Here is an 18,609-nt window from a genome sequence, read left to right as displayed (position 1 = left end):
TTTACTCGCGTAGCGGGTAACCTGCGGGCATGACCACAACGCCAGTGGGCACCGCGAAGCCCACACTCAGCGAGCAAGTAGCTCGCGAGATCCGTGCGGAAATGGGCCGTCAGCGCATGTCAGCAGCGAAGCTGGCGCGCGAGCTGGGGGTCAGCGAGGCGTGGACGTCCCGGCGCCTCAGCGGAGACCAGACGATCGACCTTCACGACCTGGAGCGCATCGCCGATGTGCTAGGTGTCACCGTGATCGAACTGTTCCCGGCAGATAAGGTGCGTCCTAACAATCGTTAAGGCGTACACGTCGGCACCCCTCGGAGGCAGGCATGGCTTCGGTGATCGTCAGCGGCGCGCGGACCCCGATGGGGCGACTGCTGGGCAACCTCAAGGACCTCCCGGCGACGAAGCTCGGTGGCGTCGCGATCAAGGCGGCGCTGGAGCGCGCCGGCGTGGCCCCGGACCAGGTCCAGTACGTGATCATGGGGCAGGTGCTCCAGGCCGGCGCGGGCCAGATCCCGGCCCGCCAGGCGGCCGTCGAGGCGGGCATCCCGATGTCCACTCCGGCGCTCACCATCAACAAGGTCTGCCTCTCCGGCCTGGACGCGATCGCCCTGGCCGACCAGCTCATCCGGGCCGGCGAGTTCGACATCGTGGTGGCCGGCGGCATGGAGTCGATGACCAACGCCCCGCACCTGCTGCTCGGCCAGCGGTCCGGCTACAAGTACGGCGACGTGACGATCAAGGACCACATGGCCCTGGACGGTCTCACCGACGCCTGGGACTGCTGCTCGATGGGCGAGTCCACCGAGCGGCTCGGTGCGAAGCACGGCATCAGCCGCGAGGAGCAGGACGCGTTCGCCGCGGCCAGCCACCAGCGCGCCGCCGCCGCGCAGAAGAACGGCCACTTCGCCGACGAGATCACCCCGGTGATCATCCCGCAGCGCAAGGGTGACCCGCTGGTGATCAGCGAGGACGAGGGCATCCGGCCGGACACCACCGCCGAGTCGCTGGGCAAGCTCCGCCCGGCCTTCACCAAGGACGGCACCATCACCGCCGGCAGCTCCTCGCCGATCTCCGACGGCGCCGCCGCCGTGGTCGTGATGAGCAAGGCCAAGGCCAAGGAGCTGGGGCTCACCTGGCTGGCCGAGATCGGCGCGCACGGCAACGTGGCCGGCCCGGACAACTCGCTGCACTCGCAGCCGTCGAACGCCATCCAGCACGCGCTGAAGAAGGGCGGCCTCAGCGTCTCCGACCTCGACCTCATCGAGATCAACGAGGCGTTCGCCCAGGTCGGCATCCAGTCCGCGCGGGACCTCGGCGTCAGCACCGACAAGGTGAACGTCAACGGCGGCGCCATCGCGCTCGGCCACCCCATCGGCATGTCCGGCGCCCGGCTGGTGCTCACCCTCGCGCTGGAGCTCAAGCGGCGGGGCGGCGGCACCGGCGCGGCCGCGCTCTGCGGCGGCGGTGGCCAGGGCGACGCGCTGATCATCCACGTACCGAACGGTGCCGAGAGCTGACCGTGAACGACAGTGTCGAGAACGTCCCGGCGGCGGCCGCCGGCTCGGTGCGCCGCAGCCGGGACGTACCCCTGCTGGTCGAGCGGGCCCGCGCGGGCGACCCCCGCGCGGTGGCCCGGCTGATCACGCTGGTCGAGTCCGGCGACGAGGTGCTGCCGCAGGTCGCGGCGGCCCTCGCGCCCTACGCCGGGCACGCCCAGGTGGTCGGCCTGACCGGCTCGCCCGGGGTGGGCAAGTCGACCACCACCAACGAGCTGGTCCGGGCGCTGCGGGCGCGCGGCCACCGGGTGGGCGTGCTGGCCATCGACCCGTCGAGCCCGTTCACCGGCGGGGCGATCCTCGGTGACCGGATCCGGATGCAGGACCACGCCACCGACCCCGGCGTCTACATCCGCTCGATGTCCAGCCGGGGGCACCTGGGCGGGCTCTCCGCCGCCACCCCGCAGGCCGTGCGGGTGCTGGAGGGTGCCGGCTGCGACGTGGTGCTGGTCGAGACCGTCGGCGTCGGCCAGGCCGAGGTCGAGGTGGCCTCGCTGGCCGACACCACGCTGGTGCTGCTGGCTCCGGGCATGGGCGACGCGATCCAGGCCGTCAAGGCCGGCATCCTGGAGATCGCCGACGTCTTCGTGGTCAACAAGGCCGACCGGGACGGCGCCGACGCCACGGTGCGCGACATCCAGGGCATGATCGCACTGGGCGAGCGCGGGCCGGGCGAGTGGCGGCCGCAGGTGGTCCGCTCCATCGCCGCACGTGGCGAGGGCATCGACGACATCGCCGCCGCCATCGACAAGCACCGGGACTGGCTGGAGCGCCACGGCGAGCTGCGCCGCCGCCGGGAGGCGCGGGCCGCCGCCGAGATCGAGGCGATCGCGCTGGGCACCCTGCGGGACCGGATCGGCTCGCTGCGCGACGGTACGCAGCTGCCGACCCTCGCGGCCAAGGTCGCCGAGGGCGCCATCGACCCGTACGCGGCGGCCGGTGAGCTGCTGGCCCAGCTCGGCGCCTGACGGGTCCACTGCGGAGCACTCCCGCCTAGTACGCTCGCACCGCCGCACGGATCCGTGGGGCGGTGCGCGTCTGTGGTGGGAGAGCATGGCTGACGAGGCGACCCAGGAGCTGTCGGTGACCCCGAGCGCGGTGGCGGGCGGTGCGACGCACGTCTCCGACGAGGTGGTGGAGAAGATCGCGGTGGCCGCCGCGAAGTCGGTGCCCGGGGTGGCCGAGCTGGGCGGCGACGTGGCCCGCTTCTTCAACGCGGTGCTGGACCGGGTCGGGCTGGACCAGGTCGGCGACGCCCGGCGCGGCTGCTCGGCGCACGTCACCGACGGCGCGGCCGTGGTCAACCTGGTCATCGTGATCGGCGGTGGCCGGCCGGTGCCCGAGGTGACCGAGGCGGTCCGCGTCGCGGTGACCGCGGCGGTCGAGGCGTACGGGCTGCGGGTCGACGAGATCAACATCCGGGTCGACGACGTGGCGCTGGGCGGGCCGGTGGCCCCCTCGGCCTGACCTGGTTACCGGCCGGTAGGCGCAGACTTAGCGATCGTTCAGGCAGGCGTTCTACACTCGGTCTTCAGTCTGAGGACTCGAGGAGGAGCTCCGCGCATGGACGCCGACGAGATCGCCGCCGGTCGGGCCCGCTGGCAGGCCCGCTACGACGCCGCCCGCAAGCGCGACGCGGACTTCACCACCCTGTCCGGGATGACCGTGGACCCGGTGTACGGGCCGCCGGAGGGGGTGCCGTACCCGGGCTTCGAGCGGATCGGCTGGCCGGGCGAGTTCCCGTACACCCGCGGGCTCTACCCGACCGGCTACCGCGGGCGCACCTGGACCATCCGGCAGTTCGCCGGGTTCGGCAACGCCCAGCAGACCAACGAGCGCTACAAGATGATCCTCGGGGCCGGCGGCGGCGGGCTCTCCGTCGCCTTCGACATGCCGACCCTGATGGGGCGCGACTCCGACGACCCGCAGTCGCTCGGCGAGGTCGGCCACTGCGGCGTGGCGGTCGACTCGGCCGCCGACATGGAGGTGCTCTTCGACGGCATCGACCTGGCCGGCGTGACCACCTCGATGACCATCTCCGGCCCGGCCGTGCCGGTCTTCTGCATGTACCTGGTCGCCGCCGAGCGGCAGGGCGCCGACCTGTCGACCCTGGACGGCACGCTCCAGACGGACATCTTCAAGGAGTACATCGCGCAGAAGGAGTGGCTCTTCGACCCGGAGCCGCACCTGCGCCTCATCGGCGACCTCATGGAGTACTGCGCCCGGGAGATCCCGCGGTACAAGCCGCTGTCGGTCTCCGGCTACCACATCCGCGAGGCCGGCTCGACCGCCGCCCAGGAGCTGGCGTACACGCTGGCCGACGGGTTCGGCTACGTCGAACTGGGGCTCTCGCGCGGGCTGGACGTCAACGTGTTCGCCCCCGGCCTGAGCTTCTTCTTCGACTCCCACGTGGACTTCTTCGAGGAGATCGCCAAGTTCCGGGCCGCCCGCCGGATCTGGGCCCGCTGGCTGCGCGACGTCTACGGCGCCACCAGCGAGAAGGCCCAGTGGCTGCGGTTCCACACCCAGACGGCCGGGGTGTCGCTGACCGCCCAGCAACCGGTCAACAACGTGGTCCGGACCGCCGTGGAGGCCCTGGCGGCCGTGCTCGGCGGCACCAACTCGCTGCACACCAACGCCCTCGACGAGACCCTGGCCCTGCCCACCGACGAGTCGGCCGAGATCGCCCTGCGTACCCAGCAGGTGCTCATGGAGGAGACCGGGGTCGTCAACGTCGCCGACCCGCTCGGCGGCTCCTGGTACGTCGAGGCGCTGACCGACAAGATCGAGGCCGAGGCGGAGGAGATCTTCGCCCGCATCCGGCAGCTCGGCGGCGAGGGACCGCACAAGATCGGCCCGATGACCTCGGGCATCCTGCGCGGCATCGAGGACGGCTGGTTCACCGGCCACATCGCCGAGTCGGCCTTCGTCTACCAGCAGGCGCTGGAGAAGGGCGACAAGCGGATCGTCGGGGTCAACTGCCACACCGGCACCGTCGCCAAGGACCTGGAGATCCTGCGGATCTCGCACGAGGTCGAGCTGGAGCAGCGCCGGGTGCTCGCCGAGCGCAAGGCGGGCCGCGACGACGCCGCGGTCAAGGCCGCCGTGCAGCGGATGGTCGAGGTCAGCCGGAGCGGCGAGAACATGATCCCCGCGATGCTGGACGCCGTCCGGGCCGAGGCCACGCTGGGCGAGATCTGCGACGCGCTGCGTGCCGAGTGGGGCGTCTACCGCGAGCCCGCGCGGTTCTGATCCGTCGCGCGGGTGCCGGTCGTTCCGGCACCCGCGCCGACCAGGCGTGAGAGTTGCAACTGCCGCCGTGGCGGTTGATCTGAGTTCTGCGGGACACGTGCGAGACTAGATAACCATGAGCGACCCACGGATCACCTCGTCGATCTTCACCCGCGGCGCGGTCGACCTCAGCGCGTTGCGCGGCACCCCGGAACCCTCCCGTCCCACCGCCCCGAGCCAGGCCGGCCCGCCGGCCGGCGTACCCGGCGGCCCCCCGGCGGGCGGTGGTATGGCCGTCATCGACGTGACCGAGGCGACCTTCCAGTCCGAGGTGTTGGAACGGTCGCTGAGCACCCCGGTGATCGTGGATTTCTGGGCCGAGTGGTGTGAGCCCTGCAAGCAGCTGTCGCCGGTGCTGGAGCGGCTGGCCGCCGAGGGCGCGGGCGCCTGGGTGCTCGCCAAGGTCGACGTCGACGCCAACCCGCGGCTCGCCCAGATGTTCCGGGTCCAGGGCATCCCGATGGTCTACGCGGTGGTCGGTGGGCAGCCGATCGACGCCTTCTCCGGCGTGGTGCCCGAGGCCCAGCTCCGCCAGTGGATCCAGGCCATCCTCAAGGCCGGTGGCGTCACCGTCGCCGAGCCGGAGGACCCGCGGCTGACCGAGGCCGACGACGCGCTGATGTCCGGCGACCTGGAGGCGGCTGAGGCGGCGTACCGGAAGATCCTCGCCGAGAGCCCGGCGGACGCCGCGGCCGAGGCCGGCCTGGCCCAGGTCGGGGTGGCCCGGCGGGTGGCCGGCGCCGACCCGCGCGCCGCGCTCACTGCCGCCGAGCAGGCCCCCGACGACATCGAGGCGCAGCTCCTCGCGGCCGACATCGAGGTGCTCAGCGGGCTGGCCGAGCAGGCGTACGCCCGGCTCGTGGGCCTGGTCCGCCGCACCGCCGGCGACGACCGGGAGAAGGTCCGCCAGCACCTCGTGTCGCTGTTCACCATCGCGGGCCCGGACGACCCCGCCGTGGCGGCCGCCCGACGCGCCCTGGCCAGCGCCCTGTTCTGAGTTCACCGCACGCCAGCGCGGGCCGGCGTACCGGCCGGCCCGCCCGACCACCGAGGACGGGAGCCCATGATGCGCCGGATCGCCGTCCTCGACGCGCCGACGAACCTCGGCCTGCGCCCACCCACGTCCACCGCCGTCCCGGGCTGCGCCAAGGCGCCCGGCGCGCTGCGCGACCACGGCCTGCTCGCCCGGCTGCGGGCCCGCGACGCCGGCTGCCTCACCCCGCCCCGGTACGACCCCGGTGACTGGCGCCCCGGCGACGGGGTCTGCCACGCCCCGGAGATCTCCGGCTACTCGGTGGCGCTCGCCGACCGGATCGGCGCGATCATCGACCGCGGCGAGTTCCCGCTCGTGCTCGGCGGGGACTGCTCGGTCCTGCTCGGCTCGGCGCTGGCCATGCACCGGCTCGGCGAGGCGGTCGGCGGGCGGATCGGGCTGGTCTTCGTCGACGGCCACTCCGACTTCCGGCACCCCGGCAACGCCTCCTATGTGGGCGCGGCGGCGGGGGAGGACCTGGCCCTGGTCACCGGCCGGGGGCAGGCCGACCTGGCCGCCATCGAGGGGCGGCGCCCCTACTTCCGGGACATCGACGTGGTGGTGCTCGGCATCCGGGCCCAGGACGAGTACCGGCTCGACCTGCAGGCCGCCGGCATCACCACCCGCCCCGTGCCGGCGCTGCGCGCCGAGGGTGCCGCCCGCACCGCCCAGTGGGCCCACGAGCAGCTGGCCGACTGCGCCGGCTACTGGGTGCACATCGACGTGGACGTGCTCGACCCGGCCGTGATGCCCGCGGTCGACGCGCCGGACCCGGGCGGGATCGCCTTCGCCGAGCTGGAGATCCTGCTCGCCGGCCTGGTGGACACCCCGCACTGCCTCGGCGTCGAGCTGACCGTCTTCGACCCGGACTACGACCCCGACGGGTCGTACGCCGCCGAGATCGTCAACACCGTGGTGGCCGGGCTCGCGCCGGTCGCCGCGCCGGGCGCAACGCCGCCCCGGCTGCTGCCGCCCGGCCCGGTCGCGCCGCCGCCCCGGCCCGGCAACGGCCGGCTGCCCGCCCGCGACGTGCTGCCCGGCCCCGCGGCCGTGCCGGCTCCCGCGGTCGCCGTGGAGCCGATCGGCCCGGCCCTGACCCGGACCGGGGACGAATCCGCCGACACCAACGGCGCCCAACCGTCTCCCGGCCCGTCCGGACCGGGATTGCTACGTCGGGCGTCGGACGCGGACGGCTCGGACGGCCCCGAGCCGGTCGGGCCGCTGGCGTCGGCCGGGCCCGGGCTGTTGCGGCGGGTCGCCGAGCCGGAGGACGCGGAGGGGACGGCGCCGGATCCGACCCGGCCGGGCGCCGACATCGCCTGATCGGCGCCCGCCTCGTTTCAGCGGGCCGCGAGGCCGCGGAGGAAGCGCTCGGCGATCGGGACCGCGCTGGTCGTGCTGGACCCGCCCTGCTCGACGAAGACCGCGAACGCGACGTCGCCCTGCCAGCCGACGAACCAGGCGTGGGTGTGCGCCGGGTTGTTGTCGTATTCGGCGGTGCCGGTCTTGCCGTGGACCGGCTCGCCGGGGACGTCCGCCAGCGCGCTGGCCGTGCCGCTCGTGACCACGGCGCGCATCATCGTCCTGACCGCCGCCACCGACTCCGCCTTGAGGGCCGGACCGGGCGGGGCGGGCTTCGCCGGCGCCGGATCGAGCACCAGCTTGGGCTGCTCCCAGTGGCCGCGGGCCACGGCGGCCGTGGCGCCGGCCATGGCGAGCGGGCTGACCACGGTGGTGCCCTGGCCGATCGCGGCGGCGGCCTGTTCGGTGGCCGAGCCGTTGGCGGAGACCTTGCCGGTGAAGACGTCGGTGCCCAGGTCCCAGGGCGCCTCCAGGCCGAGCGTGCGGCCGGTCTGCGCCAGCCCGTCCGCCCCGAGCTTCGGTGCCAGCGAGGTGAAGGCGGTGTTGCAGGACTTCGCGAAGTCCGTGGTGAACGGGACGTCGCCCAGCTCGAAGTTGTCGGAGTTCTTGAAGGACCGGCCGTCGACCTCGAACGTCTTCGGGCAGCGCACGGTCGCCTCCGGGGTCACCGCACCCCGGTCGAGCAGCGCCAGGGCGCTGACCATCTTGAACGTCGAGCCGGGCGGCACCTGGGCGGTGAAGGCGAGGTTCTCGCCGGCCGCACCGGGGCCGTTGGCGGCGGCCAGCACGGCGCCGTCGGAGATCCGGACGGCCACCAGGGCGGAACGCCGGGCCTGCCCGCGCAGCGCCGCGTCGGCGGCGTTCTGGGTGGCCACGTCGAGGGTGGTCTTCACCGGCTGGCCGGCCTTCGGCTCGCTGCGGTAGACCTCCTCGCCGGTGGTGACGCCGGGCTCGTCGGGCCGGTTCCGCTCGGTGAGCACGGTGACCCCGGGGGCGCCGCGCAGGCGGTCGTCGTAGCCGCCCTGGAGGCCGCCGTGGCCGACCAGGTCGCCCCGGACGTACTTGTCGGGGTGGGCCTTGAGGTCGTCGGCCTGGGCCGGGTCGACCGAGCCGAGCAGCGCCCGGGCGAACTCGCGCGTCGGGGCCAGGAAGAGCTTGTCGGACTGGAACCGGGTGCCGGGCAGGTCGTAGATCCGGGACTTGATCTGCCGGTAGGCCTCGTCGCGCAGGGTCACCACCTCGACGAGCGCGCCCCGGTCCGCCTCCTTGAGGCGTTGGGGCAGGTCGGTGAGGTCGACCGGCGGGGTGAGCGCGGGCCGGACCGCCTTGAACGCGGCGTCGAGCTGCCGGACCAGGGCCTTGACGTCGGTGACCTCGCCGGGGTTCACCTGCACCCGGACCACCGGGCGGGGCGCGACGAGCGGCGTCCCGGCGCCGTCCAGCACGCCGGCCCGGGGCGCGGGCTCCCGGCGCAGCGCGAACCGTGCGCCGGCCTCCAGCTTCTCGTGTACGACGGTCGGCTCCCAGATGACCTGCCACTGGTCGTCGTCGCCGTGCCGGAGCCGGAGCGGGTTCTCATAGGTCCAGGTGGCGCCGCCCGGCAGCGGCCAGCTGAGCCGGATCCGCGCCGTGGCGATGTCGGCCTCGACCTTCACCTCGCCGGTGCGCGCCAGCTGCGGCGGGGTGCCGGCCAGCTCGCCGGCGAGCGACCGGAGCTCCTTGGTCACCTCGGCCGCGGGCACCTTGGCGCCGGTCGGGTCGATGAAGCCGACCGCCTGGAGGTCGCCGGAGCGCCAGCCCTTCAGGAAGGCGTCGACGCTCCGCTCCGGCCCGTCCTCGCCCGAGCACCCGACCAGGGTGCCCGCCGCCAGCACGGTGGCGGCCAGCGCGGCGAGGACCCGGCGGGGAGGGGAGAGTCGACGGCGGACGGGGTACGACAGGAGCATGAAGCGGTCCCTCCGGTGTGAAACTGCCCTGCACGCTAGTACGACGCGCGGCTCCCCACCGCCCCGGCACGGCCCTTGCGCAGGCAAAGAGTGCCGTGTGGCAGTGTGATGAACATCGCCAGTCCGGGTACTCCGCGACCGGCCGACCACGGACCCGCAACGGGTGAAAGGACAGAGTCCCGATCCGGACGTCCGGCCAGTGGTCCGCCGACGAAGGGGCACAGCGGCAGGGCCTAGGCTGGGCGGCAGAGTGACCCACAACGCGGTGGGTCGAGGGGAGTGGCACCGATGGACCGGCGTCCGGCGATCAAACCGGGACCCGACCTCCGGCAGGCTGACACCAGCCGGGACGATGACAGCTTCGATTCGGCGACCGACGGGGACGGTTTCGGCCGTCTCGACACAGGAGTGACCGGGATGACCGGTTCCAGCATCGATACCCTCTACGACCTGGGCCTGCCCGCGCAGGCGCTGGGCGACGAGTCCGAGGACGAGCTGGACGAGCCGGTACCCAACGCGGAGCGCCTGGTCGCCCAGGCGGTCGCGCTGGCCGGTGACGACCATGACGCGGCCACCCTGGTGGGCCGGTTCTGGCGGTTCGCGCCGGACGAGGAGCTGATCGGCTTCACCGCCGAGGAGATGCTCGACGCGGCGCGGGCCCACCGGGACCTCGCCCAACAACGGGTGCCGGGGGAGCTGAAGCTGCGCATCCACGAGCCGGATGCCGAGCAGCACCACACGGTGATCGAGATCGTCACCGACGACATGCCGTTCCTGGTCGACTCGGTGACCGCGCTGCTGAACTCGCACCACCTCGACGTGCACCTGCTCGTGCACCCGCTGGTGGTGGTCCGGCGCGAGCCGTTGGGCCGGCTGACCGAGGTCTCGGCGGACGTGGAGCCGGACGACGCGATCGCCGGCGACCTGGTCGAGAGCTGGATGCGGATCGAGATCGACCCGGTCCGTGACGCGGCCGAGCGGGAGAAGCTGCGCCGGGAGCTCCAGCGGGTGCTCACCGACGTGCGGGAGGCCGTCGAGGACTGGCCCAAGATGCGGCAGCGTGCCCTGGCCCTGGCCGACGAGCTGGCCTCGGCCCGCACCTCGGACAACCGCCCGCCGGTGCCGGAGAAGGACATCACGGACTCGGTGGAGCTGCTGCGCTGGCTGGCGCACGATCACTTCACGTTCCTGGGCTACCGGGAGTACCGGCTGATCGACACCGACGGCGCGGACGGCGGCCAGGCCCTGGAGGCCGTCCTCGGCACCGGGCTGGGCATCCTGCGGTCCGACTCGCCGGAGGCCCGGTCGCTCAACTCGATGACGCCCGAGGCGCACGAGAAGGTGCTGGAGAAGCGCCTGCTCATCATCACCAAGGCCAACTCGCGGGCCACCGTCCACCGCTCGGCCTACCTCGACTACATCGGCTTCAAGATCTTCAACGACTCCGGTGAGGTGGTCGGGGAGCGGCGCTTCCTGGGCCTGTTCTCGACGGCGGCGTACCGGACCAGCGTGCAGGAGCTGCCGGTGGTCCGGCGCAAGGTCGCCGAGGTGCTGGACCGCTCGGGCCTGAGCCTGCGCAGCCACTCCGGCAAGGACCTGCTCCAGATCCTGGAGACCTACCCCCGCGACGAGCTGTTCCAGATCAAGACCGACGACCTCTACCACGCGGTGATCGGTGTGCTCCGCATGGCCGGTCGCCGGCAGTTGCGGGTGTTCCTGCGGCGGGACGGGTACGGGCGGTTCATCTCCTGCCTGATCTACCTGCCCCGAGACCGGTTCACGACGCAGAACCGGCTGCGCATGCAGGACATCCTGCTGCGCGAGCTGAACGGCGTCGGGGTCGACTACACCACCCGGGTGACCGAGTCGATGCTGGCCCGGGTGCACTTCATCGTCCGCACCGACCCGAACAGCCCGCCCGGTGACATCGACGCCGACCTGCTCGCCGAGGAGCTGGCCGACGCCACCCGGCTCTGGGACGACGACTACCGGCTGGTGCTGGAGCGCAAGCTCGGCGACGAGCAGGCCAAGCACCTGTTCGCCCGGTACGCCGACGCCTTCCCGGAGGGCTACAAGGACGGGCACACGCCGTACGAGGCGATGAAGGACCTGGCCAAGCTGGAACTGCTGGAGGAGTCGGGCCAGCTGGAGATGCACCTGTTCCGCAAGCAGCTCGCGCCGCGTACGAACGGCGGGGGGCGGCCGGTCCAGGTCGACGAGACCATGGACGTGCGGTTCAAGGTCTACCGGTACGGCGAGCCGATGATGCTCTCCGCCGTGCTGCCGGTGCTGCACTCCCTCGGCGTCAAGGTGGTCGACGAGCACCCGTACGAGGTGGAGCGCGTCGACGGCCGGATCTGGCTCTACGACTTCGGGCTGCAACTGCCCGAGGCGCACCAGGAGCTGGCCGAGGTCCGCCCGCACGTGGAGAACGCCTTCGCCGCCGCCTGGCGGGGCGAGGCCGAGGTGGACGGCTTCAACGAGCTGGTGCTCCGGGCCGGGCTCACCTGGCGGCAGGTGGTGGTGCTCCGGGCGTACGCGAAGTACCTGCGGCAGGCGGGCACCGTGTTCTCGCAGGAGTACATGGAGCAGACCTTCATCGCGTACCCGAAGATCGCCTCGCTGCTGGTGGAGCTCTTCGAGACCCGGTTCCGGCCGGGCGCGTCCACCCTGGACGAGCGCCGGCAGCGCAGCGGTGAGCTGGTCACCGAGATCGGCGAGGCACTGGACGACGTGGCCAGCCTCGACCAGGACCGGATCCTGCGCTCCTACCTGACGTTGATCCAGGCCACCCTGCGCACCAGCTTCTACCAGAAGCCGGTCGGGGGGCGGCCCAAGTCGTACGTCGCGTTCAAGCTGGACCCGCAGGCGATCCCGGAGCTGCCGGCGCCGCGGCCCAAGTTCGAGATCTTCGTCTACTCGCCGCGGTTCGAGGGCGTGCACCTGCGGTTCGGGCCGGTGGCCCGGGGCGGGCTGCGCTGGTCCGACCGGCGTGAGGACTTCCGCACCGAGGTGCTCGGCCTGGTCAAGGCGCAGATGGTGAAGAACGCCGTGATCGTGCCGGTGGGCGCCAAGGGCGGCTTCGTGCTGAAGCAGAAGCCGGGCGACCGGGACGAGGCGGTGGCCTGCTACAAGGAGTTCGTCGGCGCGCTGCTCGACGTCACCGACAACATCGCCAGCGGCGAGATCGTGCCGCCGGAGGACGTGGTCCGGCACGACGCCGACGACCCGTACCTGGTGGTGGCGGCGGACAAGGGCACCGCGACGTTCTCCGACATCGCCAACGAGATCTCCGCCGCGCACAACTTCTGGCTGGGCGACGCGTTCGCCTCCGGTGGATCGGCCGGCTACGACCACAAGAAGATGGGCATCACCGCCCGGGGCGCCTGGGAATCGGTGAAGCGGCACTTCCGGGAGCTGGGGCACGACACCCAGACCCAGGACTTCACGGTGGTCGGCGTCGGCGACATGTCCGGCGACGTGTTCGGCAACGGGATGCTGCTGTCCAAGCACATCCGGCTGGTGGCCGCCTTCGACCACCGGCACATCTTCCTCGACCCGGACCCGGACGCGGCCACCTCGTGGGACGAGCGGAAGCGGTTGTTCGACCTGCCCCGCTCGTCCTGGGAGGACTACAACGCCGAGCTGATCTCGGCCGGCGGCGGGGTGTACTCGCGTACCGCCAAGTCGGTGCCGGTCTCGCCGCAGGTGCGCGCGGTGCTCGGTCTCGACGACGACGTCACGCAGATCAGCCCGCAGGACCTGATGAAGGCGATCCTCACCGCCCCGGTGGACCTGTTCTGGAACGGCGGCATCGGCACCTACGTGAAGGCGTCGACGCAGACCAACGCCGAGGTCGGGGACAAGTCCAACGACGCCATCCGCGTGGACGGCAAGGGCCTGCGCTGCCGGGTGGTCGGCGAGGGCGGCAACCTGGGCTTCACCCAGGAGGGCCGGATCGAGTACGCGGCGGCCGGCGGCCGGATCTACACCGACTTCATCGACAACGCGGCCGGGGTGGACTGCTCCGACCACGAGGTGAACATCAAGATCCTGCTCAACACCGCGGTGGCCGACGGCGTGCTCGACATGCCGGAACGCGACGAGGTGCTGGCCCAGATGACCGACGAGGTCGCCGAGCTGGTGCTGCGGGACAACTACGACCAGGCCCGGGCGCTGAACAACGCCCAGGCGCAGGCCGCCTCGCTGCTCCCGGTGCACCGCCGGATGATCAACGAGCTGGAGCGGGCCGGTCAGCTCGACCGGGCGCTGGAGGCGCTGCCGCCGGACGAGGAACTGGCGGTGCGCGGCGAGACCGGGCTGACCGCGCCGGAGTTCGCGGTGCTGCTGGCGTACGTGAAGATCGTGCTGGAGCGGGAGATCGTCGCCGAGGGGCTGGCGGACGAGGAGTGGACGACCGACGTCCTGGTCAACTACTTCCCGACCCCGCTGCGGGAGCGGTTCGCCGACCGGATGGGCCAGCACCGGCTGCGCCGGGACATCGTCACCACCGTCCTGGTCAACGAGGCGATCAACCGCGGCGGCATCACCTTCGTCTTCCGGGTGGTCGAGGAGACGGCGGCCTCGGCGGCGGACGTGCTGCGGGCGTACGTGGTGGTCCGCGAGGTGTTCGGGCTGCGCGAGCTGTGGGACGCGGTCGAGGCGCTGGACAACAAGGTCTCGCCCGAGCTCCAGACCAGCGTCTACCTGGACACCCGCCGGCTGCTCGACCGCGCGGTGCGCTGGCTGGTCACCAACCGGCGCTCGCCGATCGACGTGCCGGGGGAGATCGCCCGGCTGCGGGACGGCGTGGCCCGGCTGCTGCCGGGGCTGGAGAACCTCTTCTACGGCACCGAGCGGGAGGCGATCGCCGCCCACATCGACTCGCTGACCGGCAAGGGGCTGCCCCGCGACCTGGCCGAGCAGGCGACCCGGCTGATGTACAGCTTCGGCCTGCTCGACGTGGTGGAGACCGCCCGGTCGGCCGACCGGGACGTGAGCGAGGTGGCCTCGGTCTACTTCGTCCTCTCCGACCGGTTCCGCGTGGACGCCCTGCTGTCGAAGATCTCCCTGCTGCCGCGGGAGGACCGCTGGCAGACCCTGGCCCGGATGGCGCTGCGCTACGACCTGTACGCCGCGCTGGCCGCGCTCACCGCGGAGGTCCTCGGCTCCACTCCGGACAGCCTCCCGCCGGTCGAGCGGGTGCAGGAGTGGGAGCAGGCGAACGCCACCTCGATCCACCGGGCGCACCGGGCCATGGGGGAGTTCGACGAGTCCCGCGCCGACCTGTCCGCCCTGTCGGTGCTGCTGCGGCAGATCCGTACCCTGGTGCGGACCTCGGCGGCGGCCTGACGCGACACGCACACGGGCGCGGCCCGGTGATCGGGGTGACCGATCACCGGGCCGCGCCCGTTCGCGGCGCCCACCGGGCGGCGCCGCGTCACGTCATGCTGGCGAAGGCGATGACGTTGTCGACGTAGCTGCGGCTGCTCTCGTCGAACGCCCCACCGCAGGTGACCACCCGCAGGCCGGGCTCGTCGGAGGGGCCGTAGACCAGCTCGGTGGGGAAGGCCGTCTTCGGGTACGACTTCACCTCGGTCACCGTGAACGTGGCGGTCGAGCCGTCCTGCCGGGCGATCGAGATGGTGTCGCCCTTCTGGAGCGAGCCGAGGTTGAAGAAGACGGCCGGCCCGAGCTTGGCCGAGTCGACGTGGCCGACGATCACCGAGTTGCCGGCCTCGCCGGGACTGGGCCCGGGGGAGTACCAGCCCGCCTTCATGGCCTGCTCCAGCGGGGGCACCTGGACGGTGCCGTCCGGGTTCAGGCCGAGGGTCATGATCTCGGCGCGTACGCCGATCCGGGGGATCGAGATGGTCGTCGGGGTCGATCGGGGCAGCCCCGCGGGGGTGAGGTCCGGGTGCGGCGTGACCGCGGAGTCGTCGTCGACGGACGCCTGGTCGGCGGTCTCCGCGCCGCTGCCGCCGGGGCCCGGGATGGCGGTCGGCGACGGGGACGTGTCGGCGGGCCCGGCCTGGGCGAGCGGCTGGGGCGGGCGGGGTGGCGGCACGGTCCGCACCGACGCCCCGATCATGCCGGCGCCCACCATGGCGAGCAGGACGACGACAGCGGCGCCGGCGGCGCGCCACGGTCTCCCGTGACGGCCGCCGGCCCGTGTCGCCGTCCGGTCAGACGAGGTCATCGCCCCGCCGCCGGCGCAGCAGGATCATGCCGCCCAGGGCGGCGGCGCCGATGACGCCGACCCCGCTGGCGGCCATGTTGCGGTCCAGGCTGGTGGTCGTCATGCCACCGTCACCGCCGTCGACGTGGCCGCGCGGCATGCAGTCCTTGCGGTCCTCGTCCTTGCGGTCGTGGTCCTTCTTGTTGTCGTCCTTGCCGTCCCAGCTCCGGTTGTCCCAGTCCTTGCGGTCCTCGTCCTTGCGGTCGTGGTCCTTCATGTCCTCGTCGCGCTTGTCCCGGTCCTTGGCGTCGTGGTCCTTGTTGTCCCGGTCGTTGCGCTCGTCGTTCTTGCGGTCCTCGTCCTTGCGGTCCTGGTCCTTGCGGTCCCGCTCGTCGCCCGGCTGGTCGGCGAGCATGCCGCCGCCCTGGCCGTCGGCGCCCGGCTGCCACGAGTCGCTGCCCTGCCAGTCGTTGTGCTCCTGGTCCTTGCCGTCCTCGTGCTTGCCGTCGTCGTGCTTGCCGTCCTGGTCCTTGCCGTCGTCGTGCTTGCCGTCGTCGTGCTTGCCGTCCTCGTGCTTGCCGTCGTCGTGCTTGCCGTCCCGGTCCTTGCCGTCGTGGCCCTTGCGGTCCTCGTCCTTGCGGTCCTCGTCCTTGCGGTCCTCGTCCTTGCGGTCCTGGTCCTTGCGGTCCTGGTCCTTGCGGTCCTCGTAGCTGCGGTCCCAGTCCTTGCGGTCCCAGTTCTTGTGGTCCCAGTCCTCGTGGTCCCCGGAGCAGGTACCGGGAAGGCTGATCTGCGGCTTGGCGACCGCGTCCGCGCTGGCTGCGTTCGCCGCCCCGGGCGAGAACAGCAGCAGGGACGCGCCGCCCAGAGCGGCGCCCGCAACGAGCTTCCCGAGCATCTTCTTAGCCATGACCTGCGTCACTCCATCCCTGTTTGTCCTGAGCCCGACATCCCTCGAGCTACGACCGACGTTAGACCGTTTCGCGAGCTATCCGGGGAAACATTCGTGTTTAGGAGTTTGTCGGTGAACGATGAGCTTCGGGTGCTAAGCCCCCTTTGGGGGAACCCTGGCCGCTCGGGCCCTCCCGTGCCGCCTCGGGCGGTGCGGCTCGGGCTGCGCGGCCCGGGCCACCGCGTACCGTTTCGACCGTTCCCGGCGCGCCACATCGAGGCATTGCCATGGAAGCGCTCCCATGCAAGAATCGCTGCACGCGGTTCGGGGAGCCACACCGCGAGCTCAGACGTCGAGGGCAGCCGGGTCACCGGACGGCGTCGGACTCCTCGACCGGTCCCGTGGGCCGGTCACCACCACCACGCCCGTCCGGGTCGGGCACCCCCCGAAGAAACCCGTGGCGCCCTCCGAGCGCCCTTCCACCGGGCCGTACGCGGATCCGGTCTCGCCCAAGGAGATCAGTGGCATGAATCTGTGGAGAAGGCTGTCCGGCCGCAGCCGGGCCCTCGCGCTCACCGGCGCGGGTGTCCTGGTCGCCGGTGGACTGGTGACCCTCCCGGTCACGGCGGCGCAGGCCGCGACCCAGTGCAGCGTGGACTACACCACCAGCGACTGGCCCGGTGGCTTCACCGCCACGGTGATCATCAAAAACATCGGCGACCCGCTGAGTTCCTGGAACCTCGGCTTCACCTTCCCGAACAGCAGCCAGAAGGTGCAGCAGGGCTGGTCGGCCAAGTGGTCGCAGAGCGGCCAGAACGTCACCGCGCAGAACGAGTCCTACAACGGATCGCTGGGCACCGGCGCCAGCACCAGCATCGGGTTCAACGGCGCGTGGAGCGGCAGCAACCCGAAGCCGTCCCAGTTCACGTTGAACGGCACGGTCTGCAACGGCGGCACGCCGCCCACCTCGACCCCGCCGACCACGACCCCGCCCCCGACGACCCCGCCGCCCACGACCCCGCCGCCGACCACCCCTCCGCCGGGGCAGAAGGCCGACAACCCGTACGCCGGGGTCAAGGGGTACGTGAACCCCGAGTGGAAGGCCAAGGCCGAGTCGGTGAGCGGCGGTAGCCGGGTGTCCAACAACCCGACCGCCGTCTGGCTGGACCGGATCGCCGCCATCGAGGGCACCGACGGCAGCAGCTCGAACGGCTCGATGGGCGTGCGGGACCACCTGGACGCGGCGCTCGCCCAGGGCGCCGGCTACATCCAGTTCGTCATCTACAACCTGCCCGGCCGCGACTGTTCCGCGCTGGCCTCCAACGGTGAGCTGGGTCCGGACGAGCTGCCCCGCTACAAGTCCGAGTACATCGACCCGATCGCCGCGATCCAGAGCGACCCGAAGTACAAGAACCTGCGGATCGTCAACATCATCGAGATCGACTCGCTGCCCAACATCGTGACCAACACCTCGGGCAACGCCGGCGGGACCGTCATGTGCGACACCGTCAAGGCCAACGGCGCCTACGTGAACGGCGTCGGCTACGCGCTGGCCAAGCTGGGCGCGATCGGCAACGTCTACAACTACATCGACGCGGCGCACCACGGCTGGATCGGCTGGGACAGCAACTTCGGCCCGGTGGCCGACATCCTGAAGACCGCGGCCACCGCCTCCGGCAGCACGGTGAACAACGTGACCGGCTTCATCGTCAACACGGCGAACTACTCCGCGCTGAAGGAGCCGTACATCAAGATCACCGACTCGGTGAACGGCACCAGCGTCCGGCAGTCCAAGTGGATCGACTGGAACCAGTACGTGGACGAGCTCTCGTTCGCCCAGGCGTTCCGCAACAAGCTGGTCTCGATCGGCTTCAACAGCAACATCGGCATGCTGATCGACACGTCCCGCAACGGCTGGGGCGGCCCGAACCGGCCCACCGGCCCGGGCGCGACCACCAGCGTGGACACCTACGTCAACGGCGGCCGCGTCGACCGCCGCCTCCACGCCGGCAACTGGTGCAACCAGGCCGGGGCCGGTCTCGGTGAGCGCCCCCGGGCGAACCCCGAGTCGGGCATCGACGCGTACGTCTGGGTGAAGCCCCCGGGTGAGTCGGACGGCTCCAGCACCGCCATCCCGAACGACGAGGGCAAGGGCTTCGACCGGATGTGCGACCCGACGTACACCGGCAACGCCCGCAACGGCAACAACCTGAGCGGTGCCCTCCCGAACGCGCCGATCTCCGGGGCCTGGTTCGCGGCCCAGTTCCAGGAGCTCATGGCGAACGCCTACCCGCCGCTCTCCTGATCCGGCGGACGGCCCACCCGCGGCGGCGGGAGTGAGGCACCGCCGCG

General features: G+C 72.1%; 11 protein-coding genes and 1 pseudogene. 9 read left to right on the top strand and 3 right to left on the bottom strand.

Translation table 11 applies throughout. From position 1 onward, the window contains the following. The first annotated feature begins 29 nt into the window (after positions 1 to 29). The 7 genes and pseudogenes from ABZW14_RS11600 to ABZW14_RS11570 all read left to right on the top strand — a co-directional run. Positions 30 to 290, top strand: coding sequence for a helix-turn-helix transcriptional regulator (locus ABZW14_RS11600; protein ID WP_355343630.1), 261 nt, complete (start codon positions 30 to 32; stop codon positions 288 to 290). A gap of 32 nt (positions 291 to 322) precedes the next feature. Next, entirely contained in the window at positions 323 to 1,516 is a 1,194-nt protein-coding gene (locus ABZW14_RS11595) for an acetyl-CoA C-acetyltransferase (RefSeq protein WP_355343627.1), read from the top strand. Positions 1,517 to 1,518: 2 nt separating this feature from the next. Continuing rightward, the gene (gene meaB, locus ABZW14_RS11590; protein WP_355343624.1) at positions 1,519 to 2,523 is read left to right on the top strand and encodes a methylmalonyl Co-A mutase-associated GTPase MeaB; all 1,005 of its coding nucleotides are present in this window, start codon (positions 1,519 to 1,521) and stop codon (positions 2,521 to 2,523) included. An 85-nt stretch (positions 2,524 to 2,608) separates the two neighbouring features. Next, complete coding sequence (locus ABZW14_RS11585) at positions 2,609 to 3,022, top strand: Asp23/Gls24 family envelope stress response protein (protein ID WP_355343621.1); 414 nt, start codon at positions 2,609 to 2,611, stop codon at positions 3,020 to 3,022. A gap of 96 nt (positions 3,023 to 3,118) precedes the next feature. After that, positions 3,119 to 4,807, top strand: a complete 1,689-nt coding sequence (locus ABZW14_RS11580; RefSeq protein ID WP_355343618.1) for a methylmalonyl-CoA mutase family protein — start codon at positions 3,119 to 3,121, stop codon at positions 4,805 to 4,807. Between the two features lie 115 nt (positions 4,808 to 4,922). Next, positions 4,923 to 5,843, top strand: a complete 921-nt coding sequence (locus ABZW14_RS11575; RefSeq protein ID WP_355343615.1) for a tetratricopeptide repeat protein — start codon at positions 4,923 to 4,925, stop codon at positions 5,841 to 5,843. A gap of 66 nt (positions 5,844 to 5,909) precedes the next feature. After that, a pseudogene (locus ABZW14_RS11570) lies at positions 5,910 to 6,845 on the top strand (arginase family protein); the annotation flags it as partial. Positions 6,846 to 7,219: 374 nt separating this feature from the next. Here ABZW14_RS11570 and ABZW14_RS11565 read toward each other — a convergent pair. After that, a complete protein-coding gene (locus tag ABZW14_RS11565; protein WP_355343612.1) occupies positions 7,220 to 9,187 on the bottom strand; it encodes a penicillin-binding transpeptidase domain-containing protein in 1,968 nt (655 codons plus the stop codon). Between the two features lie 288 nt (positions 9,188 to 9,475). Between ABZW14_RS11565 and ABZW14_RS11560 the strand changes: the two genes are divergently transcribed. Beyond that, a complete protein-coding gene (locus ABZW14_RS11560; RefSeq protein ID WP_355343609.1) occupies positions 9,476 to 14,539 on the top strand; it encodes an NAD-glutamate dehydrogenase in 5,064 nt (1,687 codons plus the stop codon). A gap of 88 nt (positions 14,540 to 14,627) precedes the next feature. Here the strand turns inward: ABZW14_RS11560 and ABZW14_RS11555 are convergent, their stop codons facing one another. Together ABZW14_RS11555 and ABZW14_RS11550 are read right to left on the bottom strand one after the other, a co-directional pair. Further along, the gene (locus tag ABZW14_RS11555) at positions 14,628 to 15,386 is read right to left on the bottom strand and encodes a class F sortase (RefSeq protein ID WP_355343606.1); all 759 of its coding nucleotides are present in this window, start codon (positions 15,384 to 15,386) and stop codon (positions 14,628 to 14,630) included. Further along, positions 15,373 to 16,275 carry a hypothetical protein gene (locus tag ABZW14_RS11550; RefSeq protein ID WP_355343603.1) on the bottom strand — a complete coding sequence of 301 codons (903 nt, stop codon included), beginning with the start codon at positions 16,273 to 16,275 and terminating at the stop codon, positions 15,373 to 15,375. The genes ABZW14_RS11555 and ABZW14_RS11550 overlap by 14 nt, the downstream gene beginning before the upstream one ends. Positions 16,276 to 16,783: 508 nt before the next feature. Between ABZW14_RS11550 and ABZW14_RS11545 the strand changes: the two genes are divergently transcribed. Further along, entirely contained in the window at positions 16,784 to 18,562 is a 1,779-nt protein-coding gene (locus ABZW14_RS11545) for a glycoside hydrolase family 6 protein (protein ID WP_355343600.1), read from the top strand. Positions 18,563 to 18,609 lie beyond the last annotated feature (47 nt).

It is taken from the genome of Micromonospora sp. NPDC004551 (genome assembly GCF_040609975.1).
GTDB lineage: Bacteria > Actinomycetota > Actinomycetes > Mycobacteriales > Micromonosporaceae > Micromonospora.
This window is presented reverse-complemented; position numbering and strand designations above follow the sequence as displayed.